Genomic DNA, 25,206 nt, shown 5'->3' on the forward strand with positions numbered 1-25,206 from the left:
ACTACGTTTTTTTACGTTCAATGAATTATTAAATCTAAAGGATTGTAAGTATAAAAAGTTTAAAATTTCAAAAAAATAGAAGGTTTAATTCGAAAAAAATAGAATTCAATACATAGCAAACAAGGAGGGGATAAAATGGAAGTCTTTCACGTAACGAGTAGGAAAAGGGAAACTTATAATGTGCAAGTAAAATATTCGATACTTTTCGAATGTGCACTTGGCATTGCAGCGATTACTCATAAAAGGTTAATTGATACCCTTGAAAAGTCTCAAAGTGAATGGGAAGAAATTAGACAATCATTAATAAAAGAGATGAGAGAGCACTTACAATTTGTCGAAGAACATAATACGTGGAAAGCGTTGCTTCAGTTGTTGTATGAAGAAGATTTTCACGATTTATCGCAGTTTAATGCTAAAATCGATTCACTTTCAGAAGAAGATTTGAAGTATACATGTTTACCGTTTTTAGGAGAGAAGTATCAAGAAAAAAGAATTTTAGCGGCAAGTGGAAACGTAGCTGCAATACATGAACTAATGGAACTGACACAAGAACATCAGTTTTTCTCTACTTATATTCGTTTTATATGTGATGTTGATGTGCAAGTGCTGAAATCTCATTTAATCGCTGTTATGACAGGTTGGTATGAGAGCATTATTAAGAAAGAGGAAGAAGAACTACTTTCTATATTAAAACGAGACTATGAAGCAAAGAATGAAATGAATAAAAAAATGAAACAAGAAGAGTTTGTCGAGTGGGCCACTGGTGGCGTGAGCTATATGCCAGAGCCAAGTGTTCATCACGTACTCCTTATTCCGCAAATGACGTATAGACCGTGGAATATTGAAGCGGATATTGAAGATACGAAAGTATTTCATTATCCAGTTGCGAATGAAAGCATTCATCCTGAAGATCCGTATGAACCGAATTATTTTTTAGTTCAAAAGCATAAAGCACTTGGGGATGAAGCAAGATTACGCATTGTAAAAATGTTGTTTGAAAAAGAACGTACATTGCAGGAAATGACAGAAAGATTGCAACTTGGTAAATCGACAGTACATCATCATTTGAAACTGTTACGTTCAGCTAAGCTAGTTGATATACACGATGGAAAATATGTATTGAGGAAGAAAGCAGTGCAGTCGTTAGCGAAAGAATTAGAAGCGTTTTTGAATAGATAATATACAACGAGAATGTACATAAAGGGAGGAATTTAATAGAAAAGTTGGTGCGCTATAGTGAAGAGTGTATTGAAAAACCGTTCATTCTTTTATATGTGGATTGGTAGTGCAATTTCAGAATTAGGCGGGGCTTTTGGGACGTTATGTAATTCAATTTTAGTATATGAGTTAACAGGGTCAAAAACAGCATTAAGCAGTATGTGGCTATTATATTTTATCCCGTCTCTCATACTGCAATTAATAAGTGGACCATTTATTGATAAATGGAGCCGGAAGTGGATAATGATTTTTTCTCAATGGGCGCGGGCAACGGTTTTCTTACTACCATTCATCATGCTAATTAGTAGCAGTATAGAGGTTTGGCATGTGTACGTCGTTCAAATCGTAATCGGGCTCATTACTCCGCTTTATACACCTGCAAGTCAAGCAATTACACCGAGCATTGTAAGTAAAGAGCACCTTCAAGATGCAAATGGCTATATTGATGGAATGACTCGTCTTATGATGTTTCTTGCGCCAGTATTAGGTGGTATCGTTATTAAATTTATCGGGCTCAAATTAACGATATTTTTTGTTTGCACTTGTTTATTTATAAGTGGCGGTTTGTTATTTTTTATAAAAGAAACAAGGGTAAAACAAGAACTAAGAAAAACTTGGCTGGAACAGTTTCTTCACGGTTTTACATATTTTTTCACAAAACCAATTATCGTTTGGCTCGGTGTCTTTCTTACTTTCGTTCAATTTGGAGTAGGAGTAACAATGGTCACAAATCTTCCTTATATAAAAGATGAACTGTCAGCTGGATATGCGGAGTTTGGTTATTTTATGGCCGGTTTCCCGCTTGGTTATGTAGTTGGATCCATACTAGTCGGAAAAGTAACATATAAAAGTCGGCGTATACTTATGCTTGGAGGATTGTTTGTAGGGGGGCTCACATACATTTCAATAGGGCTTACTCACAGTATTATCATTGCGATAGTAATTGAAGTAATAGCAGGTATTTGCATTGCATTTTTCAATACTCATAACACGACAATATGCCAACAATCAGTCCCAAACAATATGATAGGAAAAGTATTTTCAGTGCGATTATTTTTCATACGATCTGCTATGCCGTTAGGTGTGTTATTAGGCGGCATACTGAGTGAAATGTGGGGAGTGAGAGTATTATACTTTATCATCGGTTCGATTATATGTGTCACTTCTTTAATCGGGATATTACTTCCGTATTTTAAATTTTTAGATGAGCCGATTGAAGAGAAATCTGCATAATTCTAAAAATTTAAAACTTTTTAATTGAAAATAATTATCATAATCAATTATAATAGAAGAATACTAGTATTCGTATTACAAAGAAGGAGTGGAAAATATGTTTATTGAAACTAAAACATTTACAGTAAAAGAAGGTACATCAAATATAGTTGTAGAACATTTCACTGGAGAAGGTATTATTGAAAAATTTGAAGGCTTCATCGACTTAAGTGTTCTCGTGAAAAAAGTAAGACGCGGAGACGAAGAAGTAGTCGTAATGATTCGCTGGGAATCTGAAGAAGCATGGAAAAACTGGGAAACGAGTGAAGAACATTTAGCTGGACATAGAGCGAGCCGTGGTAAACCAAAACCTGATCATATTATTAACGTTGAACATGGTGTTTATTATGTGAAATCATCGAAGGCGGCTTATCAGCAGTCGTAATATATAATGAAAAAGAGGCTGACCCAAAAGTAGCTGAATAGCTACTTGGGTTAACCTCTTTTAGGCTTTAATGCTATTATTTCATTAAAAGTAGGACGATTATTATCGTTTTTTGATGTTCTAATCTCCATCCCTTGTGGAATTGGCCAATTAATTCCAATGGTTGCATCGTTCCACAAAATACCACTTTCATCTTCAGGATGATAAAAATCAGATAGCTTATAAGCAAATTCAGCTGTTTCAGAAAGAACTAAAAACCCATGTGCAAATCCTTCTGGAACATATAACATATTTTTCTTATCAGCCGATAACACAACACCAAACCATTTTCCATATGTTTTAGATCCTGCTCGAATATCAACGGCCACATCAAATACTTCACCGCTTATGACGCGCACTAGTTTTCCTTGTTGATATGTTTTTTGAAAGTGTAAACCTCTAATAACCCCTTTTTTAGACATGGATTGATTGTCTTGAACAAATTCCATATCAAGACCGGCTTTTTTAAAATCGCTTGAATTGTATGTTTCTAAATTGTATCCTCTGTCATCTGAAAATATTTTAGTCTCTACTACATATAGTCCTTCTATGTCCAAACATTTTTTGAAATTAAATTTCCCCATGTTTCACCTCGATATGTTTATTTAAATTACAATATGAACTAACAATTGTTGAATAAGTAGGGAGAGGATTAAAGGTGTAAAAGAAGTAAATATGTTAAAGTCACAAATAACTTCAATAATAATATATTTGGAGGATAAAAATGTTAGAATTCCAATTATTTATTAAACATGAACAACATAAAATATTAATACAGACAATCTTAAGCGAATGTTTAGCTATAGATAAAGTAAGCGGATTAATGTTAATTGGATCTGTCGCAAGAGGAGATGCATATCCTGAATCGGATTTAGACTTCTATATTCTTTTAGCGGATGGACAAAAGAAAGAGTTTTATACCGAAACAAGAGCAGGTATATTAGTTGAATATAAGTATGCAGATGTTAATCAAATACAAGTAAACTTTAAAAACAATCCGATGGAACTATACTCATTTTTAGAAGGGGGAATTTTGTTCGATAAAAGCGGTGAGTTAAAAAAGTTAAAGGAAATAGCTACATATGAATTTGAAAACTATCGTGTTTCTAGCGACAAAGTGAAAGGCATTTCTCATTAGTTGCATAGTTCGCTCATTAAAATTCAGTCTGCTCTTAAAGCAAACGATGAGTTAAAAGCTTCATACATAGTTCATACGTCAATTTGGACATTGTTAGAAGGAATATAGGCTATTAAAAATAAGCCAGTACCTCCAGCTGGATCTGTTTTGAAGTATATACAAACGCTATCTAATAGACCGAATCGTTTTGACGAGATGATAAGTAAAGTGTTTTTAGGGGATACACGAGAGCGTATCTCTTCAGCAATTTTCTTGATGGAGTGGGTGTTAATGAATTTGGAGAGTAAATAATAAAACGAACATAATTGCTAATTTTAATTGGTAAATAGATACTCTGTTCCAAGACATTCGTATAATTTCATTCACTGTATTTTAAATGTTTCATTGAAAAAATGTTCTAGACGATAAAAAAAGGTATTAGACTATTACAAAATGAACATTTGAATACAACCCCTTTACTATTATGGGGTTATTAATATGGGTCAATATACTATCGTATAACCATTGTTTAAAAGGAGATGAGTGAATGAAGTTGAATCATTTAAATTTATGCGTTGATGATTTATCAAAAGCGAGACATTTCTTTGAAACATTTTTTGATTTTCAATTTTTGGAACAAAAGGGAAAGGCGCTTGTAGTGATGAGTGATGAGAGTGGATTTATACTTGTGTTAAGTGATCCGAAAGCATTTAAGGGGAGTAAGGAAGTTACGTATCCGGAAGCTTTTCATATTGGTTTTTTAGTGGAAACTACAAGTGAAGTTGATCAAGCATATAATCGTTTAGTAGCTGGGGGCATTGAAATAGACAAGGAGCCGTATGCAATGAGAGGTAGTAGTTATGGGTTTTATTTTTCAATGTTTAATGGATTGTTAATTGAAGTGTCTTGCCTTGATTATAGAGAAGGTAAGAAAGTTTCAAAACGTAATGATGCTCATCAAGCATAATTGTTTGAAAGTTCTTTTCGTTCTTAATAGGGCGCAAATTTTTCATCGATAGTAAATAAGCGTTCATCGTAAAAATCGGTAGAGCGTTCGAAAGTCATTCGTTTCATGATCATTCCTCCTTTATTTTGTTTTCCCATTTAATTATAACTGAAACGAACAATATTTTTAAAATATAACAAATTATTTGAAAAGTAAGGAAAATAAAATATTTATGCGTTAAAATAATAATAGACTACCATTTATTAACTATTGGCAGGTCAATAGGATAAGAGTGTAACCAGTTAAACTTGTTACACTTTAAATGCAACAAGATATTTAGGAGGAATAATCGTAATGGATACTACACAACAAAATAGTAATGCATGGGATAAGAAGGTTGAAGAAGGTTCTAGGTACACTCAACCTGTAAGTAGCGAGGTTATTGAAAAAAGTAAATTAGGTGAATGGGAAATTACAGTCACCACGGAGAAATCAGTTCCTAGAAATTGGTTTCCAAAGTCATTAGAAGGGTTAAAGATACTTTGTTTAGCATCAGGTGGAGGGCAACAAGCGCCTGTTTTGGCTGCTGCTGGAGCAGATGTAACAGTTACTGATATATCTAAGAAGCAATTGGAACAAGATGAAAAGGTAGCGGAACGGGATGGATTAACTTTAAAAACAGTGCAAGGAGATATGTCAAACCTTAGTGATTTTGAAGATGAATATTTTGATATTGTCGTAAATCCTGTTTCTAATTTATTTGTAAAAGATGTTCATCTTGTATGGAATGAGATTTCAAGGGTTTTAAAGAATAAAGGTATTCTTATTTCTGGATTTACAAATCCTTTACTATGGATTTTTGATGATAACCAAGAGAGAAATGGTATTCTTGATGTGAAACATTCAATCCCTTCATCAACATTGGATTATTTGCCAGAGGATGAAGTTCAAGATTATATCAATTCAAATCAAACAATAGAATATGCTCATACGTTAGAAGACCAGATCCAAGGGCAAGTTGCAGCTGGTTTTGTAATAACGGGTTTTTATGAGGATGATTTTGGTGGAACAAGGATATTAGATAAGCATATTAAAACTTTTGTTGCTACGAAAGCTATAAAAGTAAAGATTGATTAAAGATTTTAGGTTATTACATAGGCAGTACATTAGTAACAGTAAAAGTTCAATATATGTCAAAAAGGATGGCACTTGCCATCCTTTTCTTTGTGTATTTTGAGCGTCAAATGAATTTTTACACCTTTTAACTGAACAAAATACATAGTAAGTCTTTTTACATTAATTTTTTACATCTTCATATAACTGGAGCGCCTCTTTCACATTCAATCCATTCTTCACAATACCATGTATCGCTTGAATCATCGCAGCTGGATGTTCAGATTGCCATATGTTTCGGCCCATGTCTACGCCGATTGCACCTTCTTGCAACGCATTGTACGTAATGTTTAATGCGTCTTCGATTGAATCTAGTTTCGGTCCGCCGGCGATGACGACTGGTGCAGGGCATGTGCTCGTAATTTTTTCGAATCCTTCGCAGTAGTACGTTTTAATAATGTCAGCGCCCATTTCAACGCATACGCGGGACGCAAGTGCTAGAAATCGAGCTTCACGTTTTTGTAGTTCTTTTGCGACTGCGGTAATACCGAGAACTGGCAGGCCGTAATCGTGAGCTTCTGAAACTACGTTTGCGAGATTCGTAACGGTTTGTGTTTCATAGTCTGATCCGACGAAAACAGAAACGCCGACGCCAATTGCGTTTTGTTTAACTGCTTCTTTTACAGGTGTAACAATTGTTTCATTCGCTAAATCTTTACCAATGACAGTAGCTCCGCCGGATACACGCATTACCATTGGTGTGTTGCAGTTTTCAGGAATACAGGAGCTAAGTACACCACGCGTTAAAAAGAGAGAATCTGTATAAGGAAGTAAGTTTTTAACTGTCTCAAGTGGTTGTTCTAGTCCGTGAATTGGTCCTAGAAAGTAACCGTGATCGATTGCTAACATTACCGCTCTGCCATCAGGTAAAATTGTATTTAATCGATTTTTAAATCCCCAAGTCATGGGTAATCACTCCTTCGTTAATGTTGGATTTTCCGTTTGTACCGTATCTTTATTTGGTAAATGTGGTGACTTTATAAAAACAGCTTTAAAAGGTTTATCAGAATGGTTAATAAGATAGTGAGATTCATGAGGACGAACTTGCAGGACATCACCTTGTTTAATTGGAATTCTTTCGTTATTTACATAGAAATCTATTTCACCTTCTAACGCATAAAAAACTTCTTCGCACGTTGTATGGTAATGATTTTGAAATTCTTGCCCAGGCTGAATAACAACAAGACCAAGATCTATATTCGGACCTTGTATTAAATATTTTGGCCCGTTATCACCGAAGCGATAGGAGAAGTCATTTTCATTCGCTTTTAACATACATTTCACTCCTTTATCCCGAATTAACGGGCAGTAAAACTCCCATCTTAAAATTTGGCTGGAGCAAAGAAGTTAGGTGAGAGTCGGGCTGCCCGTAAACGCCCGATTGGTGAGGGCTAATAATTAGTGGGGGAGGAACAAAAACCCCACTGATTAAAGTTTCACTTTATGTAAAGTGTTACAGAGCACCGGGCGCAATCCACATATGTGAGGTGAGCCCTTTATCGGCTAAAGCGAGCTGACTGTCATACACAGTTTTCCATGTTTCATAGAATTCCTTATATAGTTCGTGATTTTCAGTGACTGGTTCGAATGTTTTTTCCCACTGTACAAACTGTTCAGCCGTTTCTTCCATCGAATTATATATTCCAGCGCCAACTCCAGCAGCAATTGCAGTTCCTAACGCAGCTGCTTCTTTTACAACGGGTACTTTTACAGGAATGCCAAGTACGTCTGAAAGAATTTGAGGCCATAGTTTTCCTTTAGCGGCGCCGCCAGCAAAAATAACTTCGGAAGGGAACGTACCTGTAATATTTTCAATTAGTTTTAAGTTGCCAAGTGTAACGAATGCGGCATTTTCTTCAATAGCGCGGAACATTTCTTTCTTACCGCATTTGTCAGCGTCTAAACTTAAATTTAAAAAAGAAGGTGCGGCATGACGCCAAGAAATGTAGTTCATGACGTTTGAAAAAGTAGGGATAATGCCATGTGATCCGACCGAAACATCTTTCGCTTGTTCTTCTAATAATTCATATGCATCTACACCGAGTTTTTCAGCGAGTTTCTTTTCTTCTTGGCAAAAAGCATCTCGAAACCAGCGCATAACGAGACCAGGGAAAAAGGCGATCGTTTCATATTGCCATAGGTTCGGAACGACGTGACAATTTACACGAATTGCGGCATGTGGATCCGTTATAGGCTCTGTAATATTCACTTCTTGTTGCCAAAAACTGCCCCCGCATATTAGTGTTTGATTGGGTTTCACGACTCCAGTTCCGAGTGATGCCATTTGTGCATCACCGCCGCCAGCGACGACAGGAATCCCTTCCCGTAAACCAGTGAATACGGAACACTCTTTCGTAACATTACCGATCACAGTGCCAGCTTCATTTACTTTTGGTGAAAAAGGCAGAATTAAACCGCACTCTTTAGCAACATCGTTAGCCCAAACTCTATTTTGTAAGTCAAAAATACCAGACGTACATCCGTTGGAAGGATCGATTTGTAGTACGCCGCTTAATTTATATAAAATCCAATCATTTAGCATCGTAAAAGAAAGAATATTGCTATAGACGTCGGGTTCATGTTTTTTAATCCAAAGTAGGCGAGGTAAAGCTCCTAATGAAAAGGTTTGCCCAGACTTTGTATATAAATCTTCTTCGAGATGTGAGCGGATTTCTTTTAGTTCACTAACTTCGGCGGATGCGCGTCCATCAACATTTGCACAGGCCCATATTTCTTGCCCGTTTTTATCGTATAGAACGAAACCTTCACGCATACTTGTAGCGCTAATAGCTTGAATAGAAGAGGGAGATGTATTACTTTTTTGCATAACTTCTTTCGTGCATTCTTGTACAAGCTGCCAGTTTTCTTTCACATCAAAATTCATAGAGCCTGGGTAACGAGGGTCAGATTTATGAATCCATTCTTTTTGACTTACTGCAATTTGATTGCCATGTAAATCAAAAAGAACTGCTCGAATGCTTCCTGTGCCAGCATCGAAAGCTAATAAAGTAGACATTAAGAATCACCGTCCTTTCGTAATAAAGAGAGCGCTGTTTCTTCATCAGTAATTAATGTATGAATAAATTTCCCTTTTAAAGCCCCAAAAATGGCATCTATCTTATGAATGCCTCCAGCAACACCAACGATATGATTCATATTGCGCAAAATAGAGAGAGGCGTGCCAATTAGGCGATTGTGATGTGGAAGCTCTAATAAACTGCCATTCGTATTATAAAACTGTCCTAAAATATCACCAGCACCGTTTTTGCTACGAATATATGTCATTTCACGTAGTGTTAATTTTTCTTCTTTCACAATAGTGGCATCTTGAGATAAACCGCCAATACCGACAACTGCTGTTTGAGCAAGTGAAGCGACATGAAGCATATCTTTCACACTCGGTTCTGATAGAATGCTTTGTGCCATTTCAGTTGTAGATGCTAGAAACGGCGTAGGGATAATGTGAAGATCGCCTTGCATGTAGTGTAAATAGTTTTGTTTTCTCGGGAGATAATGATTTACTCCGCCTGTTAGTGTTACGATTGAAAGGTTTATAGAACTTTCAAAATGAATGTTTTCCAGCATTTTGCTTATCGTTTCGCCCCAGCCAATCCCGAGTAAATCCCCTTGCTGGAGCTGGTTTTCTAAATATTGCGCAGCAGCTTTTCCGAGAGAAGCGGCATAATCGTCTATTGGAGTAGGGATAATGAAAGCATCTTTTAAATGAAATTTTTTCATTAGGTCACGTTCAATGCTTAAACAGTGTAAACCAGTTCCTTTTATGTGAAATGTCACGATTCCTTCACTGCGTGCCTTATCTAATAACCGAACCACTTTATTTCTTGAAATGTGAAGAAGTGAAGCGATCTCTTGTTGTGTTAATTGATCTTTATAATAGTACCAAGCTACTTTTGTTAATAAATTTTCTTCAAAGTTCAGCTGTGACATACTCTTCATCCCTTTCAACAATTGGCCAATGCTTAAACATATGTGCCGTATATTTTGTTTATTCCAGTTGAAACGATTAATAGTCTGGTGAAAAAAGTGTTCTAGATATGAAAAAAGGAATATACAATGCTACAAAACAAGTAGAACAAATAATCATTTTCTCAAAAAATGTTCTGCATAAAGGCAGGTGACATCATGTGGAGAACGTGCCCTTATTACAAGTAAAGAAAATGAGTAAGGCGTTTTCAAATCAACTTGTACTAAAAGAAGTGAACTTACAAGTAGAGCGTGGTGATATATACGCTTTAGTTGGGGGAAATGGTGCTGGAAAATCAACATTAATGAAAATATTAACGGGGTTATATTCGTATGATAGTGGAGAAATGTATATAAAAGGTATGAGGCAGCAGTTTACAAATCCAAAAGAAGCACATCGAGAAGGTATTTACTTAATACCACAAGAACCTCTCATTTTTCCGCATATGACCATTGAAGAAAATATATGTATTGGACTAAAGGGGACTAGAAAGAAACTAAAGGTAAAAGTTCAGCAATTAATTGACAGTTTAGGTTGGGATATTGATCTTAATGAGCTAGGAGGATCGTTATCCATTGCGCAGCAACAATTAGTAGAAATCGTTAGAGGATTAATACGAGAAGCCGAGATTCTTATTTTAGATGAGCCAACATCGACATTAACAACTCACGAAATGAAGAGTCTTTTTGTGTTGCTGAAAAGTTTGCAAGAAAAGGGAATTGGGATGATATACATTACGCATCGCTTTCCAGAAATCTTTGAAATTGCTAATAAGGTGGCGATATTACGCGATGGAATGATTACAAACCAAGGGGATGTATGTGACTATACATACGACATACTGATGGAGGGATTATTGCCAAAAGGGTATAAACAAAAAGAGAAAAAAGAAGTAGTTCAAGAAACAGAAAGGACGGGAAAAATACTAGAAGTGATGGATGTGAATGGTCACGCATTCGAAAATATATCACTAACTGTACATGCTGGAGAAATTGTAGGTATTGCTGGCATTGTTGGATCAGGTAGAACAGAACTAGCAGAAGCGATATTCGGATTGAAATCTATACAATCAGGTTCTATTTTATTAGAAGGAAAATCAATTGATACATGCTCTTTACATAAAAGGCTAAGCGAAGGACTCGTTTACGTTCCAGAGGATCGGGCGAGAAATGGGATTTTTTCAATTGCATCTGTGAAAGAAAATATGACAGCAGCAAGTTTACAGCAAAGTAAGAACTTTTTTATTAATCGAGAAAAAGAAAGCGCTTTAGTAAAATCGTTTATAGAACAGTTTCGAATTGTTGTACCGAATATGAATGAAGAACTTGCATCTTTATCAGGAGGTAATCAGCAAAAAGTCGTGCTTGCGAAATATCTCGCATGTAATCCGAAAATCATTATTCTAGATGAACCAACGCGTGGAATTGATGCGAAAGCAAGGCTTGAAGTGTATGAGACGATAGAAGAAATGAAGAGGGAAGGACTTGCCATATTATTAATCTCTTCAGATGTAGAGGAAATTGTCCAATTAGCAAACCGTGTATATGTAATGCGAAATGGGCAATTTGTTTCTAGTTTGGAGAAAGAACAAATAAGTGCGGATGAAGTTACACGCCTTGCATACGGAGGTGTAACAGAATGAAGCGTTTGTTTAAAATGCATGAGACGTCTATCGTATTGTTACTATTCATTTATATAGTTATTGTTGGAATAATAAATCCTAGTTTTGTTCAATTTAACTCATTATCTTTAGTAATGAAATCAAGTGTTATTTTAGTCATTCTAGCAATTGGCCAATCTTTCGTCTTATTTACGAAAAATATAGACGTATCAGTTGGCTCGATTATGGGCATAAGCGCGGCGGTTTGCGGAATGATGTTAACGAATGGCTATAGTGCATTTTTGTCTATACTTGCTGCTATTTTACTTGGCGCTATTATCGGTTTCGTAAACGGGATTGGTGTGGCAAAGTTTCGGGTACCGGCCATCATTATGACGTTAGGCATGCTAGGAATCATTAGAGGTGCGATGTTAATTTTCACAGGCGGAAAGTGGATTGAAGATATTCCAAACGATTTTAAGCAGCTGTCATCCCTCGTTATACTTGGCTTGCCAATCACAGTATGGAGTATTCTTATTATTTTATTACTACTATATTTCTTTTTAATGAAAGTACCATACGGAAGGTATTTCTATGCGGTTGGTGATAATGAAGACGGTGCGAGACTTATTGGAATACCTGTAAATAAAGTAAAGATATACGCTTTTATGATTTCAGGCATAAGTGCCGGGCTTGCTGGTTGCATATTTGTTATGAATATCGGGTTCGTTCCAAATCAAACAGGTACAGGATTAGAATTACAAGTAATCGCCGCCGCTGTACTAGGAGGGATTCATTTAAAAGGAGGAACAGGATCTATATTTGGAGCCGCATTAGGAGCATTATTTTTAGAAACAATAAGCAGTTCACTCGTCTTTTTAAAGATACCGGCATTTTGGAATAATGCTATTTCAGGTTTTTTATTATTACTTATCATCATATTGGATAGTGTTATGAAAAAGTGGAAATCAGAAAGGAGGATGAATCTATGAAGTATTTTTACAGATGGGAAGGCGTTCTAATCGTATTGCTTCTTATAGAATTCATTCTCTTTAGTTTTCTAAATAGTGATTTCTTAAACGTAAGTAATCTCCTTTTTAGTACAAATGATTTTCTATTTATAGCAATTGCGGCGGTACCAATGACTTTCGTTATTGTAACAGGAGGAATTGACGTATCAGTTGGCTCTATAATGGGGCTCACTTCGATTTTGATTGGTGTGATATGGATGAACGGAATAACTATTTTGCTAGCTGTCATAATTGCTCTAATAATTAGTTGCTTAGCAGGTGCTTTAAACGGATTCATTATAAAAATGACAGATGTAGAACCACTTGTTGTTACACTCGGAACAATGTTTTTATATGGCGGAATTGCACTCGTCATTTCAGGAGGATCAGGTGCTTCCGGATACGAAGGGATTAGTGGTTTACCTGAAGCTTATGTACAACTAGCTAATGGTAGTTGTATAGGTATACCAAATTTATTATGGTTACTCATATTATTAACAGTTTCCTTTACGGTATTGTTTCACCGAACGATATATGGGCGCCATGTAAAACTAACAGGGGCGAATGAAAATGCAGCGAAGTATACTGGGATCAAAACGAAAAAAGTAGTTATCATTGCTTACATACTTTCTGGGTTAGGAGGTGGATTAGGGGGAGCGTTCTTAACTGCATATTTCGGTTCCGCACGTGCTGATATTGGAAGTGAAACAATTTTACCAATCATAACGGCAGTCGTATTAGGCGGGACACTTATTACAGGTGGAAAAGGTAGTATTTTTGGTACTGTACTTGCTAGTATTTTCATTGGACTTATGCAGTACGGTCTACAAATGACAGGTTTAACAAATGAACAATCAAATGTAGTAATTGGTATTATCCTTATTCTTTCAGTTATTATGAGACATTTCAAATTACATCTATTCACAATGGGGAAAAGAAGGAATTTGCATAAGGGGGAAATGTCATGAAGAGAAAACTGGGGATTGTATTGATTGTATGTATTTGTTTAATCGGTTTAATTGCTTGCTCTAGTCAAACGGAAGATAAGAAAAAAGCAGATGATGTGAAATTTGCATTCATTCCTAAATTAACTGGAGTTGGTTTCTTCACATCGGGCGGTGAAGGAGCAAAAGAGATGGGGGATAAGTTAGGCGTACAAGTGAAGTATGATGGACCGTCTGAAGCGAGTGTTTCAGGGCAAGTAAAATATATAAACAATTTCATTAATCAAAACTATGATGCGATTATGGTTTCATCTACGTCAGTGGATGGTCTCTCACAATCATTACAACGTGCTAAGAAAAAAGGGATGACGGTGTTAACGTGGGATTCTGATGTGAATCCGAAAGATCGTTCTTTTTATATAAGCCAAGGAACGCCGGACCAACTTGCAAACTTATTAATTGAAATGACTTCAAAGCAAATCGGAGATAAAGGAAAAGTCGCATTCTTTTATTCTAGCCCAACAGTAACAGATCAAAATCAATGGGTAACGAAAGCGAAAGAAATTATTAAAAAGAAATATCCAAACTGGGAAATTGTAACAACACAATATGGTGAAAATAATGCACAAAAATCGTTATCAGTAGGGGAGAATATATTAAAAACGTATCCTGATATTAATGCGGTTATTTGTCCAGATGCAACGGCACTTCCGGCAATGGCACAGGCAGCTGAAAATTTGAAAATGGATAAAAAGGTAGCCGTAACTGGATTCTCTACACCAAACGTTATGCGTGATTATGTAAAACGAGGAACAGTACAGCAATTCGGACTATGGGATGTAAAACAACAAGGTGCTCTCGCTACGTATGTTGCAAATGAAATCGTTGTAAAAGGAAAGAAGCTAAAAGTAGGGGATAGCTTCGAAGTAAAAGGAATTGGCAAAGTGAAGGTAGAGCCAAACTCTATTCAGGGATATGACTATGAGGCGGAAGGAAACGGAATTATCGTACTTCCAGAACGAGTCGTATTTACAAAGGATAATATTGATAAGTACAATTTCTAGAAACGAAAAAACGTCCGATATATTCGGACGTTTTTTGATCTCTTCATTAATTATGAACAGTTTCTTTTTCGTTTAATCCAAGTGCACGTCCTGTGGAAGCGTGTAAATCTTGGAATAGCTTTGGATTTTCAGTTAGTGAAATGCCATAAGAAGGGATCATTTCTTTTATTTTTGAATCCCATTCAAGCATACGGCCTGGGAAGCATTTTTCTAATACTTCAAGCATGACGTGAACGGCAGTAGAAGCACCTGGAGAAGCGCCAAGTAACGCAGCGATTGATCCGTCAGCGGCACTGACAACTTCTGTACCGAATTGAAGCGTGCCTTTACCGCCAGCATCAGTATCTTTAATTACTTGCACACGTTGCCCAGCAACTACAATATCCCAATCGTCACTTTTTGCATTTGGAATGAATTCACGTAATTCGTCCATACGCTTTTCGTGTGACAACATAACTTGCTGAATTAAGTATTTTGTTAATCCCATTTCTTTTACACCAGCAGCTAACATCGTTAAGACGTTATTCGGTTTTACAGAGCCAATTAAATCAAGGTTTGAACCAGTTTTTAAGAATTTAGGTGAAAAACCTGCAAATGGTCCAAACAGTAAAGCTTTTTTATTGTCTATATATCTTGTATCCAGATGAGGAACAGACATTGGCGGAGCGCCAACTTTAGCTTTACCGTATACTTTTGCATGATGTTGCTCAACAACCTTTTGATTTTTACATACCATAAATAGTCCACTTACTGGGAATCCACCGATATGTTTTGATTCAGGAATACCAGTCTTTTGTAGTAGAGGTAGACTACCACCACCACCGCCAATAAAGACGAATTTTGCAGTATGATGCTCGATTTTTCCACTGTTCATATCATGTACTTTTACATCCCACAAACCGTTCTTTGTGCGTTTAATATTTTCAACGCTATGCTTGTAGTTTAGCTCGACATTTTTAGTTTGTAAGTAGTCAAACAACATGCGTGTTAATGCACCAAAATTAACATCTGTTCCAGAGTCAATTTTTGTTGCAGCGATCGCTTCATTCGATGTACGGCCTTCCATAATGAGTGGAAGCCATTTTTTTAATGTTTCAGGAGCATCAGAAAATTCCATTCCTTGGAATAGTGGATTTTTTGAAAGCGCTTCAAAACGATTTTTTAGAAACTCTACATTTTTTTCACCTTGTACTAAACTCATATGAGGTAGTGGCATAATAAAATCTTGCGGGTTGCGAATTAAGTTTCTTTTTACAAGATATGCCCAAAATTGTCTTGAAAGCTGGAATTGCTCATTCACTTTTACAGCCTTATTAATATCTATAGATCCGTCAGATTTTTCGGAAGTATAGTTAAGTTCGCATAGCGCAGAATGCCCTGTACCTGCATTATTCCATTCATTAGAGCTTTCTTCCCCGGCACTCGCGAGTTTTTCAAAAACTTTAATTTCCCATTCTGGTGCTAATTCTTTCAGCAATGAGCCTAATGTTGCACTCATAATTCCTGCACCGATTAAGATAACGTCTGTTTTTTGCTGCATGTTGCTCATGATAATCTCTCCATCCCCTATATTGGCAAAAAAGAGTAGGTGTTTTTTTATGTCTAAGCCGTAAAATTGAAAACACCGCCTAGGCCCCACCTAGGTGTATACCTTTTTTGTCTCAATTATATAACCATCTCATACTCTATTATAATAATTAATAGACTAAAATATCTAGTGTTATCTGATAATTTTAAACTATTTAGTGTTGTATTTGCTAAAATTCTTATTTAACAAGCACTTTTCAGCTCATGAATTGAAAAAATCACAGTTTGAAATTATCTCGAAAAAGCTTACGTACCCCTAAGTGGTTAGGGAGTATACCTTTTTATAGAATTTTATTCCCATTAATGGTAAGATTATTCAGAAAAATGAAAAGGTGGGATACCAATGCGTACACAAGAACAAATCGCAAACTTATTTCGAAACTTTTCAATAAAGGAATGTAAAGGATCAAGTGATTTATATGAATATTTATCAATAAACATTGCTGAAGATGAGGAAGTGCTTACACTATCTTCTTATGCTCAAACAGGCCAACCAATCCCAAATTTATTATTAGGCGCAGTACATTATTTATTGCTAAAAGGTAAAGACCATCATTTAAAAGTGTATTATAGTAGCTTAGTTGAAAATGTTACTACAAATTTAGATAAAGCTTTTGAACACTTTAAAGATTTTTGTAAGAAGTACCGAGAAGAAATCATTACGTTATTACAAACGAAACTCGTTCAAACGAATGAAGTAAGACGCTGTGCGTACTTATACCCAAGTTTCTGCTACATATTTAACAAAGTGAAGAAACCGTTAGCATTAATTGAAATTGGGACAAGCTCTGGATTACAACTGTTCTGGGACCAATATCGTTATTCGTATGGGACAGATGAAACATACGGAAATATAAGTTCGCATGTGCATGTAACCTCTGAAATAAGGGGGGAGAACGTACCTCGTTTTCTAAAACAAAGTCCACCTGTCGTAGAAAGAGTTGGGCTTGATTTACATGTGAATGATTTACATAATGAGGAAGATTATTTATGGTTACGTGCACTAATTTGGCCGGAACATAAAGAAAGGCTTAAAATGTTTGATCAAGCAGCATCTTTAGTAAAAAAGGAATCTGTCCAATTAAAAGAAGGAGATGGTGTGGAGCTATTGCCATCTATCATTAATCAAATAAGCGAAGATGCTGTTATTTGCATTTTTCATACACACGTTGCAAATCAAATACCTGAACAAGTAAAACGTAAGCTAGAAAATCAAATTCAAGAAATCGGTGCAAAACGTGATGTATGCCACCTTTATAACAACATGTGGGACCGGGACCTTCATATGGATTATTATATTAACGGAAACGAATATTGTGAAACAGTTGGAGAAACAGAAGGCCATGGTAGATGGTTTAGCTGGAAGCTTTCGGATAAGACTATATGCTAAAGAAAACCTAATAATTATGGATTTCATCACCAATATTCGTAATTAAAACAGCTGATGGAAGATACTCTGTCAACTGTTTTTTACTTTTTACTAAACTCATTAGGTATCAAAGATAAGCGGAAAATATTCCTTTGCTGTAGGTTGCAAATAGCCGATTTGCCCAGTGTCGATACAGACCTTACCGGCTAATCAGCTATATTTCTAGTTCAAAAAATTATTACTTCAAACGGAAGATCCGAGGGAAAGTAAATGTTTAAAATGAATATATAATACATGCGAGAAAGAGCACAATTTGATAGGGGGGCTTCAAATGCATAAGGTTGAAAGAATGAATTTGCAGTTAACTAGCCAGGCTCTTCAGGTAATGAATAATGGAATTGCTGTTATAAGTCATGATGGAATTATAACATTCAGCAACCAACGATTCTGTAGCATGTTACATAAAATAGAAAATGAAATAATAGGTAAGCACATATCAACGATTATTCCTGATCGTAAAAAACAAAATGATAGTTTGTACAAGTACGAGTGTAAGATTGGCAACCAAGAGTTTATTGTGAATGAATCAAGTGTATATCAGAGTGGGAAAGAAGACGGGTCAATTATCATTCTGGAAAGTAAGAGAAGAAGTATACAGTCCTTAGAAAGCATCATCAGTCGGTATGAAAATGCCTTAAATTTACTATCTGAGTGTATTCTAGGGGTAAATGAACAAGGAATAGTCAATTTTTTAAGTGGTTCTTATGCACAATTTTTAGGGATTGATGATCCGAAGGAAGCGATTGGTAAGCATTGTACGGAAGTTGTTGAGAATACGAGGATGCATATTATCGTAAAGACGGGTCAGGTAGAAATTGGGCATATCCAGCGTATAAGTAATCGGAATATTATCGCAACTCGTATACCTATTGTTAAGGAAGGTAAGATTATTGGTGCGATTGGTAAAATTATGTTTCATGATATACAACAGTTTAAAGCTTTAGGGGATCAGATTAGTGCAATGGAATCAAAGTTATCTTACTATCAAACTGAATTACAGCGGCTGCAAGAAGGTAGGTTGTCCTTTCAAAGCATTATAGGAGAGAGTATGAAAATGAAAGAAGTCAAAACGATGGCCTTGAAGGTTTCTAAAAGTCGGTCTACCGTTTTGATAAGAGGAGAGAGTGGTACAGGAAAGGAGCTCTTTGCGCATGCGGTACATCGTGCAAGTCCGCGTGCTAGTGATTCATTTATTCGTTTGAATTGTGCTGCAATTCCGAGGGATCTTTTGGAGGCTGAATTGTTTGGATACGAAGAAGGGGCTTTTACAGGAGCGAAAAAAGGTGGTAAGCCCGGGAAGATTGAGTTAGCCCATAAGGGAACGTTGTTTTTAGATGAGATTGGTGATATGTCTTTGGACATGCAGGTGAAGTTGCTTCGTGTGTTGCAAGAGAAAGAGATTGAAAGAATTGGTGGTACGAAAATTCAAAAGATTGATGTCCGTTTCATTGCGGCGACACATCGAAATCTCCGTGATATGGTGCAAAGAGGGGAATTTAGAGAGGATTTATATTATAGGTTAAATGTGTTTGCGATTGATATTCCTCCTTTACGAGAGAGAAAGGAAGATATGATACATATTACGGAATTCTTAATTCAGAAATTGAACGGGGAGCTGGGGAGTAACGTTCTTTCATTGGATGAGAGAGTATGGGATATATTCATGGAGCATAATTGGCCAGGTAATATTAGGGAGCTAGAGAATGTGTTAGAACGAGCGATGAATGTTATAGAAGGAATGATTATTCAAGTGCATCATCTTCCTGTCTATTTGCGGAAAAAAGATTTGGAAGAAGAGTTATATCCTGAAATATATGCGATAGATGAAGAGCAGAATGAGATGAGTTATTCACTGCAGGAGGAAGTGGAAGCTGCTGAAAAACGTGCGATTAGGAGGGCTTTGGAAAAAACAGTTGGAAATATAAAAGAGGCAGCTGAGCTTTTAGGGATTCATCGGGCCAGCTTGTATCGGAAAATAGAAAGATACGGAATATCATGAAGGAAAGTAAAGGGCAAACAGGCCCTTTTTTTGTTTGTTTTGCAGTAATAAATACTGTCTCTATTTTGCGACATTTTCTTATGGATGCGACACGATTGTTAATATTTGTAGCACAAATGCGACATATGATAGCGATCATGTAAGAAAGACACAGGGTATATCCCTCATGAAATAAGTGAAGAGGAAATGAGTCGATTTTTGGCATGTTTCTTGCTATATAAATAAAAAAGAGTTTAGCAGGAAGGGGATGGAAGTCAATGCTGGAAAATCATAGTTTGCCACATTTTATTATGCAAAGTATCGAAAAAACACCGAGTAAGGTGTATTTACAATTTGAAGAACAGAGGGTTACGTATGAGGAGCTCTATCATCGAATTGCAAGAGCCGCAGCGGGATTATGTGAGCTCGGTATTCAAAAAGATGACAAAGTTTGCATTATGCTTCATAACACTCCTGAATATCTGGATGTATGGTTTGCTTTATCTTTTATGGGAGCAATTGCAGTGCCTCTGAATGTGCATTTAAAAGGGGAAGGTTTGCAGTATATTTTATCTCACTCTGATTGTAAGCTAATTATCGTTGATAAGGAATTTGTTCCTCAAATAGCGTCTTGTTTGCCATTTATACAAAGGGAAATTCAAATTGTCGTTTACGGAAATAATGAGAACACAATTATAACAGGCGATGGTAAGGAACGGCTCGTAATCGAATTAAAAGATGTACTGAATACAAATAATCATCATCTTCCAGCTGAATTTGTTTCATATTCTTCTATTAACAGTATCCTTTATACCTCTGGAACGACTGGATTACCTAAAGGGGTCATGTTAAGTCATTCTGCCTATGTAAATTCTGCGCAGTCATTTGCCACCTATATGGTTGGCGCGGGTTCGAGAGATATCTTATTTACAGCTCTACCGTTATTTCATATTAACGCCCAGGCCCATACAGTACTCGGTGCTATTTCTTCCAATGCGACGATTGCTCTTGGAAAGCGATTTAGTGCTTCTAGATTTTGGGATGAAATTCGTGATCATGGCGCAACCATTTTTAATTCTTTAGGATCTATGATTCCTATTCTCTGTAAGCAACCAGAAAAGGAAAACGATAATGAAAACTTTGTAAGAGTGACCGCTTGTGCTGCTACTCCTAAGGAATTTTGGAAGCCGTTTGAGGAGAGGTTTGGCGTCCGGATTATAGAAGGCTACGGATTAACGGAAACGACGGGTTTTTGTGTAACGAATCCACTTAATGCCAATAAACCGCCTTCTATTGGAAAACCGTATTCTTACGTAGAGACGAAGATTGTCAATGAGGATGGAAATGAAGCACGGACTGGTGAAATTGGAGAGATTTTTATACGTTCGTTACAGGGACAAACATTCATGGAAGGCTACTATAAAATGCCGGATAAAACAGAAGAGGCGATGAAGGAGGGATGGTTCCACACAGGAGATCGCGGTTATCTAGACGAGGAAGGTTACTTATATTTTTGCGATCGAATTAAACAGTGTATTCGGAGGCGTGGAGAAAATATCTCTTCTTGGGAAATCGAAAAGGTCGTGAATAATCATCCGAAAGTACTTGAATCAGCGGCCATCGGTGTTCCATCGGAAGTAGGAGAAGAGGATGTCAAATTATATGTGATCGCAAGGCAAGGAGAAACGATATCCCATGAAGAGATTATAGATTGGTGTCAAGAACGTATGGCTTACTTCATGGTGCCGCGATATGTTCAGTTCAGTGAAACTTTCCCAAAAACTGCGACGGAACGGATTCAGAAGTTCAAGCTGAAGGAGGAAGGAATCGGCATCGCTTGGGATCGCGAACAGGTCGGCTATGTAATTAAAAGAACGAGTTGATGGGCTGACGGTAGTAAAAGGGATAGTTTTTAACCTCATTACATATTGGAAAGAAGGGATTGAATTGGAAAATAAACGGGTTGTTACATGGTCCAAAGAAAAAGGAATCGCGACGATTCTCATTGATAATTCTCCTGTGAATGTACTGAGCTGTGCTGTGATCGAGCAACTGACGGCAGTGGTCGATGAAATTGAACGGGATGATGAAGTAATTGCTGTAATTCTAACTGGCGCTGGAGAAAAGGCTTTCGTTGCAGGAGGGGACATTAAGTCATTTCCGGACTGGATTGGGAAAGGGAGTGAATATGCAGAGGAAAAATCATTGTGGCTTCAGAACCCATTAAATAAAATAGAAAGATTGCCGAAGCCTGTAATCGCTGCTATTAACGGATTAGCGCTTGGGGGTGGGTGTGAATTAGCCTTATCATGTGATTTACGGATTATAGAAGAACATGCCCAAATCGGGCTTCCCGAAGTGAAGTTAGGCTTGTTTCCAGGTGCGGGAGGAACGCAACGTTTGCCTCGATTAATAGGAACGGCAAGTGCGAAAGAAATGATGTTCACTGGCGAACCGCTCACTGCCGAATTAGCTTGGCGAGTTGGTTTGGTGAATCATGTTGTTCCGCGTGGCGAATCTTTGAATAAGGCGAAGGAACTAGCCATGAAGATGACTCGATTTTCCCTTCCTGCTTTATCATTGATGAAGCAATCTATTAATAATGGGCTATCTTTTTCGCTTGAGGAAGGGTTAAAAATAGAAGCTGAGAATTTTGGTCATGTATTTCAAACGAGTGATGTAAGAGAGGGGGTAGAGGCCTTTATAGAAAAGAGGGTGCCAATCTTTCATCATAAATAAAAAGCTATAACTATAATATGCAAAAAGTAATGCCTGCCTCTGGCAGGCATTACAACAATATATATAAACAGAAAAGGATACAGAGATAAAAAATCCATATTATTGAGGGGGATTGTGGTTATGGATTTATTGATCGTATTGTTAGCGCTTGGCTTGCTTATATTTGTAGCTTACCGAGGATTCTCAGTCATTTTATTCGCTCCGTTATGTGCTTTGCTGGCTGTATTTTTAACGGAACCGGCGAATGTTTTACCATTCTTTTCTAATGTTTTTATGGCGAAGATGGTCGGATTCATAAAATTATATTTTCCTGTGTTTTTGCTTGGAGCGATATTCGGTAAAGTGGTAGAAATCACTGGAATAGCAGAAAAAATCGCGAAAATTATCATCCATTTTATAGGTGTGAAAAGAGCGATTCTTTCCATCGTGTTAATGGGAGCGATTCTTACATATAGTGGTGTCAGTTTATTTGTCGCAGTATTTGCGATTTATCCATTTGCGGCGCAATTATTTCGCGAGGCGGATATTCCGAAACGTCTCATTCCAGCGACAATTGCATTCAGCGCATTCACGTTTTCGATGGATTCACTTCCTGGATCACCCCAAATCCAAAATGTTATTCCAACTACGTTCTTTAAAACAGATATTTATGCAGCGCCTACATTAGGAATTATCGGCGCATTGTTTATCTTTATATGTGGCATGCTGTATTTGGAAAGATGTAGGAAAAAGGCTGCTGCTAAGGGAGAGGGGTACTTCGGAAAAGGCGGTGCCACTTCTGAACTGGCTGCCACAGCTAGCGTACAACCGGTGCCTACGCCGATTGCTTCCAGTGATGTTATTCCAGCTAGTTACTGGATAGCTTTTCTTCCGCTTGTACTGGTTGGCGTGATGAATAAGGTCTTTACAGAGTTCATCCCGGCTTGGTATACAAAAGGATTTGATTTTGCATCCATAGGTTTGAAGGAGTACGGAACAATTGATATGGGACAAGTTGTAGGTATTTGGTCAGTAGAAATAGCACTACTTATCGGAATAATGTCTGCTATATTATTAAACTTCCAAGCGGTAAAAGAACATTTTCAATCTATTACAAGCGTGGGTGTAAGTGGTTCCATTTTAGCTGCAATGAACACTGCAGCCGAGTATGGATTTGGTGCCGTTATAGCAGCTTTACCTGGGTTTGTCATGATTCAAAATTATTTGACAGGGACATTTTCAAATCCTTTAATTAGCGGAGCGGTCATGACGAATATATTGTGCGGGCTGACGGGATCAGGTTCGGGTGGAATGAGTATTACATTAGGTTTAATGGCAGATAAATATATTGAAGCGGCAGCGAACTTTGATATTCCGTTAGATGTGCTGCATCGTGTAATTGCAATGGCAGCGGGAGGTATGGATACTCTCCCTCATAACGGAGCAGTTATAACCTTACTTGCAGTTACAGGATTAACACACCGGGAAGCTTATAAAGAGATTTTTGGTATTACGATAATTAAGACATTAGCCGTTTTCTTCGTTGTTGGAGTGTATATGATGTTTTCTATTGTATAGTAGGAAGGTTGATCGGCTGTTATAAATAACGCAGCCACCAAGTTAAGATTATGTATAATGGTAAACAGAAACAGCCATCATTCTATGAAACGATGGCTGTTTGCATGTTTTCAATGAATTTCACAAAAAAATTCAATTGTAGATTGGAATTGAACTATCCCCAACTTCACTTGGTTTAGAGGAGGGGACAAAGCTCATGAATCTGTATTACTTACACTAGGTATGCTAGATAAAATTGTCGTTCAAAAAGGTTCGTTGTTAATTTAATTTGAAAATGGTTAATTCTATGGCGTTTATACCATTATCACAGGTTGTAATAATATCACTTCCAATATTTGTGAGACTGATTGTTGAATTGGCTGGAATTGACAAAAGTAATTGACCAGAAAGTTGATTACATTCTATACTCAATGGATTTTCAACTATAATACCAAAACTTCCTTGAGCATTTGGTATTGGATTATTATTTAAGAGTATAGAAATACCAGCCGCGTAAGGAAATAAAGAAATCGAACTCGAATCAATTGAAGCAATGAAAGACACTTGATAAATACCAGCTTGTGTGATACCAATTGTAAAAGGGTTTAATAAAGAAACCCCCCCTGCAATTGGTCCAGTCTGGTCAAAAGAAAAAAGTCCTCCAATAGGAACTGTAATAAATCCTGTTTGCCAAAAATTACCGAAAGCTAATGAAATTGTCCCAGTAGAACCAGTAGAACCAGTAGAACCAGTAGAACCAGTAGAACCAGTGGGACCAGTAGAACCAGTGGGACCAGTAGGACCAGTAGAGCCCGTAGATTGAGTAGATCCAGCAGGTCCAGTAGGTCCAGTAGAACCAGTAGGACCGGTAGGACCAGTAGGACCAGTAGGGAATTGAAAGGGTTGCATAGGTGGGAGTGTAGGTCCAATTAAATCCGGATTAAATGCAGCAGAAGATAGAAACTCATCCATTTTATTTTCACCTCTGAATAATTTGTATACTAATATTAAATGCAGGAGAGAGAAAAATGAAATGGACAAGTGATTGTATTTTATTAATTTAACAAAATCTTTATTTTATAGAGTTTAGATGATGTGTCTAGGAGCCTTGAACATGCGAAAAGGAATTTTGGCTTTTAGATACAAGTATTGCTTACAGTGATTCTTTGTTTGATAGATTTAAA

General features: G+C 36.9%; 21 protein-coding genes and 2 pseudogenes. 16 read left to right on the forward strand and 7 right to left on the reverse strand.

Going from position 1 to position 25,206, the window contains the following annotated elements:
- Window positions 1-135 precede the first annotated feature (135 nt).
- The 3 genes from COC96_RS05790 to hmoA all read left to right on the forward strand — a co-directional run bounded on the left by COC96_RS05790 (window position 136) and on the right by hmoA (window position 2,875).
- A complete protein-coding gene (locus tag COC96_RS05790; protein ID WP_098768467.1) occupies window positions 136-1,179 on the forward strand; it encodes an ArsR/SmtB family transcription factor in 1,044 nt (347 codons plus the stop codon).
- 57 nt (window positions 1,180-1,236) lie between these two features.
- On the forward strand, window positions 1,237-2,451 hold the full coding sequence (locus tag COC96_RS05795; protein WP_098768468.1) for an MFS transporter: 1,215 nt from the start codon (window positions 1,237-1,239) through the stop codon (window positions 2,449-2,451).
- Between the two features lie 97 nt (window positions 2,452-2,548).
- Window positions 2,549-2,875 (forward strand): heme-degrading monooxygenase HmoA, encoded by a 327-nt coding sequence (gene hmoA / locus COC96_RS05800; protein WP_071711829.1) that lies wholly within the window; start codon window positions 2,549-2,551, stop codon window positions 2,873-2,875.
- A gap of 50 nt (window positions 2,876-2,925) precedes the next feature.
- On the opposite strand, the gene rfbC is transcribed toward hmoA, so the two are convergent.
- Complete coding sequence (gene rfbC, locus COC96_RS05805; RefSeq protein WP_098768470.1) at window positions 2,926-3,498, reverse strand: dTDP-4-dehydrorhamnose 3,5-epimerase; 573 nt, start codon at window positions 3,496-3,498, stop codon at window positions 2,926-2,928.
- Between the two features lie 140 nt (window positions 3,499-3,638).
- Here rfbC and COC96_RS05810 point away from each other — a divergent pair.
- From COC96_RS05810 to COC96_RS05820, 3 genes and pseudogenes are all read left to right on the forward strand, one after another.
- Window positions 3,639-4,343, forward strand: a pseudogene (locus tag COC96_RS05810) (nucleotidyltransferase domain-containing protein).
- A gap of 235 nt (window positions 4,344-4,578) precedes the next feature.
- The gene (locus COC96_RS05815) at window positions 4,579-4,998 is read left to right on the forward strand and encodes a VOC family protein (RefSeq protein ID WP_098768471.1); all 420 of its coding nucleotides are present in this window, start codon (window positions 4,579-4,581) and stop codon (window positions 4,996-4,998) included.
- Between the two features lie 333 nt (window positions 4,999-5,331).
- A complete protein-coding gene (locus COC96_RS05820) occupies window positions 5,332-6,114 on the forward strand; it encodes a class I SAM-dependent methyltransferase (RefSeq protein ID WP_098768472.1) in 783 nt (260 codons plus the stop codon).
- A 159-nt stretch (window positions 6,115-6,273) separates the two neighbouring features.
- Here COC96_RS05820 and lsrF read toward each other — a convergent pair whose 3' ends face one another.
- From lsrF to COC96_RS05840, 4 genes are all read right to left on the reverse strand, one after another.
- Entirely contained in the window at window positions 6,274-7,056 is a 783-nt protein-coding gene (lsrF, locus tag COC96_RS05825) for a 3-hydroxy-5-phosphonooxypentane-2,4-dione thiolase (protein ID WP_098768473.1), read from the reverse strand.
- Between the two features lie 6 nt (window positions 7,057-7,062).
- A complete protein-coding gene (locus COC96_RS05830) occupies window positions 7,063-7,425 on the reverse strand; it encodes a cupin domain-containing protein (RefSeq protein ID WP_071711834.1) in 363 nt (120 codons plus the stop codon).
- A gap of 178 nt (window positions 7,426-7,603) precedes the next feature.
- On the reverse strand, window positions 7,604-9,166 hold the full coding sequence (gene lsrK / locus COC96_RS05835) for an autoinducer-2 kinase (RefSeq protein WP_098768474.1): 1,563 nt from the start codon (window positions 9,164-9,166) through the stop codon (window positions 7,604-7,606).
- Complete coding sequence (locus COC96_RS05840; protein WP_098266579.1) at window positions 9,166-10,116, reverse strand: sugar-binding transcriptional regulator; 951 nt, start codon at window positions 10,114-10,116, stop codon at window positions 9,166-9,168. The genes lsrK and COC96_RS05840 overlap by 1 nt, the downstream gene beginning before the upstream one ends.
- A gap of 179 nt (window positions 10,117-10,295) precedes the next feature.
- Here COC96_RS05840 and COC96_RS05845 point away from each other — a divergent pair, with 179 nt between their 5' ends.
- From COC96_RS05845 to lsrB, 4 genes are read left to right on the forward strand one after another with little or no spacing between them, the layout of a single operon-like run.
- Window positions 10,296-11,777, forward strand: coding sequence for a sugar ABC transporter ATP-binding protein (locus COC96_RS05845; RefSeq protein WP_098768475.1), 1,482 nt, complete (start codon window positions 10,296-10,298; stop codon window positions 11,775-11,777).
- Window positions 11,774-12,727, forward strand: coding sequence for an ABC transporter permease subunit (locus tag COC96_RS05850; RefSeq protein ID WP_098266364.1), 954 nt, complete (start codon window positions 11,774-11,776; stop codon window positions 12,725-12,727). Before COC96_RS05845 ends, COC96_RS05850 begins: the two co-directional genes overlap by 4 nt.
- Complete coding sequence (locus tag COC96_RS05855) at window positions 12,724-13,713, forward strand: ABC transporter permease (RefSeq protein WP_142339959.1); 990 nt, start codon at window positions 12,724-12,726, stop codon at window positions 13,711-13,713. Before COC96_RS05850 ends, COC96_RS05855 begins: the two co-directional genes overlap by 4 nt.
- Complete coding sequence (gene lsrB, locus COC96_RS05860) at window positions 13,710-14,753, forward strand: autoinducer 2 ABC transporter substrate-binding protein LsrB (RefSeq protein ID WP_098768477.1); 1,044 nt, start codon at window positions 13,710-13,712, stop codon at window positions 14,751-14,753. Before COC96_RS05855 ends, lsrB begins: the two co-directional genes overlap by 4 nt.
- Before the next feature lie 46 nt (window positions 14,754-14,799).
- On the opposite strand, the gene COC96_RS05865 is transcribed toward lsrB, so the two are convergent.
- The gene (locus COC96_RS05865; protein ID WP_098768478.1) at window positions 14,800-16,302 is read right to left on the reverse strand and encodes a malate:quinone oxidoreductase; all 1,503 of its coding nucleotides are present in this window, start codon (window positions 16,300-16,302) and stop codon (window positions 14,800-14,802) included.
- A gap of 381 nt (window positions 16,303-16,683) precedes the next feature.
- On the opposite strand from COC96_RS05865, the gene COC96_RS05870 reads away from it, so the two are divergent.
- The 6 genes and pseudogenes from COC96_RS05870 to COC96_RS27100 all read left to right on the forward strand — a co-directional run.
- Window positions 16,684-17,730 (forward strand): DUF2332 domain-containing protein, encoded by a 1,047-nt coding sequence (locus COC96_RS05870; protein ID WP_098768479.1) that lies wholly within the window; start codon window positions 16,684-16,686, stop codon window positions 17,728-17,730.
- A 310-nt stretch (window positions 17,731-18,040) separates the two neighbouring features.
- Window positions 18,041-19,768, forward strand: coding sequence for a sigma 54-interacting transcriptional regulator (locus tag COC96_RS05875; protein ID WP_098768480.1), 1,728 nt, complete (start codon window positions 18,041-18,043; stop codon window positions 19,766-19,768).
- Window positions 19,769-20,025: 257 nt separating this feature from the next.
- The gene (locus COC96_RS05880) at window positions 20,026-21,630 is read left to right on the forward strand and encodes an ATP-dependent acyl-CoA ligase (protein WP_098266368.1); all 1,605 of its coding nucleotides are present in this window, start codon (window positions 20,026-20,028) and stop codon (window positions 21,628-21,630) included.
- Window positions 21,631-21,694: 64 nt separating this feature from the next.
- Window positions 21,695-22,486 (forward strand): enoyl-CoA hydratase, encoded by a 792-nt coding sequence (locus COC96_RS05885; RefSeq protein WP_098266369.1) that lies wholly within the window; start codon window positions 21,695-21,697, stop codon window positions 22,484-22,486.
- Window positions 22,487-22,606: 120 nt separating this feature from the next.
- Window positions 22,607-24,043 carry a GntP family permease gene (locus COC96_RS05890; protein ID WP_098266370.1) on the forward strand — a complete coding sequence of 479 codons (1,437 nt, stop codon included), beginning with the start codon at window positions 22,607-22,609 and terminating at the stop codon, window positions 24,041-24,043.
- 180 nt (window positions 24,044-24,223) lie between these two features.
- Window positions 24,224-24,307, forward strand: a pseudogene (locus COC96_RS27100) (flavoprotein); the annotation flags it as partial.
- Here COC96_RS27100 and COC96_RS05895 read toward each other — a convergent pair.
- Window positions 24,302-24,994, reverse strand: coding sequence for an exosporium leader peptide-containing protein (locus tag COC96_RS05895; protein WP_098768481.1), 693 nt, complete (start codon window positions 24,992-24,994; stop codon window positions 24,302-24,304). The pseudogene COC96_RS27100 and the gene COC96_RS05895 overlap by 6 nt on opposite strands.
- Between the last annotated feature and the right edge of the window lie 212 nt (window positions 24,995-25,206).

The sequence above is a fragment of the Bacillus cereus genome (genome assembly GCF_002577405.1).
GTDB lineage: Bacteria > Bacillota > Bacilli > Bacillales > Bacillaceae_G > Bacillus_A > Bacillus_A cereus_AU.

Bases quoted from the DNA above. Each gene is read 5' to 3' on its own strand.
- COC96_RS05855 (WP_142339959.1), top strand. From the start codon at position 12,724: ATGAAGTATTTTTACAGATGGGAAGGCGTTCTAATCGTATTGCTTCTT.
- hmoA (WP_071711829.1), top strand. From the start codon at position 2,549: ATGTTTATTGAAACTAAAACATTTACAGTAAAAGAAGGTACATCAAAT.
- lsrF (WP_098768473.1), bottom strand. From the start codon at position 7,056: ATGACTTGGGGATTTAAAAATCGATTAAATACAATTTTACCTGATGGC.
- lsrK (WP_098768474.1), bottom strand. From the start codon at position 9,166: ATGTCTACTTTATTAGCTTTCGATGCTGGCACAGGAAGCATTCGAGCA.
- COC96_RS05870 (WP_098768479.1), top strand. From the start codon at position 16,684: ATGCGTACACAAGAACAAATCGCAAACTTATTTCGAAACTTTTCAATA.
- COC96_RS05865 (WP_098768478.1), bottom strand. From the start codon at position 16,302: ATGAGCAACATGCAGCAAAAAACAGACGTTATCTTAATCGGTGCAGGA.
- COC96_RS05850 (WP_098266364.1), top strand. From the start codon at position 11,774: ATGAAGCGTTTGTTTAAAATGCATGAGACGTCTATCGTATTGTTACTA.
- rfbC (WP_098768470.1), bottom strand. From the start codon at position 3,498: ATGGGGAAATTTAATTTCAAAAAATGTTTGGACATAGAAGGACTATAT.
- COC96_RS05830 (WP_071711834.1), bottom strand. From the start codon at position 7,425: ATGTTAAAAGCGAATGAAAATGACTTCTCCTATCGCTTCGGTGATAAC.
- COC96_RS05790 (WP_098768467.1), top strand. From the start codon at position 136: ATGGAAGTCTTTCACGTAACGAGTAGGAAAAGGGAAACTTATAATGTG.
- COC96_RS05890 (WP_098266370.1), top strand. From the start codon at position 22,607: ATGGATTTATTGATCGTATTGTTAGCGCTTGGCTTGCTTATATTTGTA.
- COC96_RS05820 (WP_098768472.1), top strand. From the start codon at position 5,332: ATGGATACTACACAACAAAATAGTAATGCATGGGATAAGAAGGTTGAA.
- COC96_RS05815 (WP_098768471.1), top strand. From the start codon at position 4,579: ATGAAGTTGAATCATTTAAATTTATGCGTTGATGATTTATCAAAAGCG.
- COC96_RS05875 (WP_098768480.1), top strand. From the start codon at position 18,041: ATGCATAAGGTTGAAAGAATGAATTTGCAGTTAACTAGCCAGGCTCTT.
- COC96_RS05895 (WP_098768481.1), bottom strand. From the start codon at position 24,994: ATGGATGAGTTTCTATCTTCTGCTGCATTTAATCCGGATTTAATTGGA.
- COC96_RS05880 (WP_098266368.1), top strand. From the start codon at position 20,026: ATGCTGGAAAATCATAGTTTGCCACATTTTATTATGCAAAGTATCGAA.
- lsrB (WP_098768477.1), top strand. From the start codon at position 13,710: ATGAAGAGAAAACTGGGGATTGTATTGATTGTATGTATTTGTTTAATC.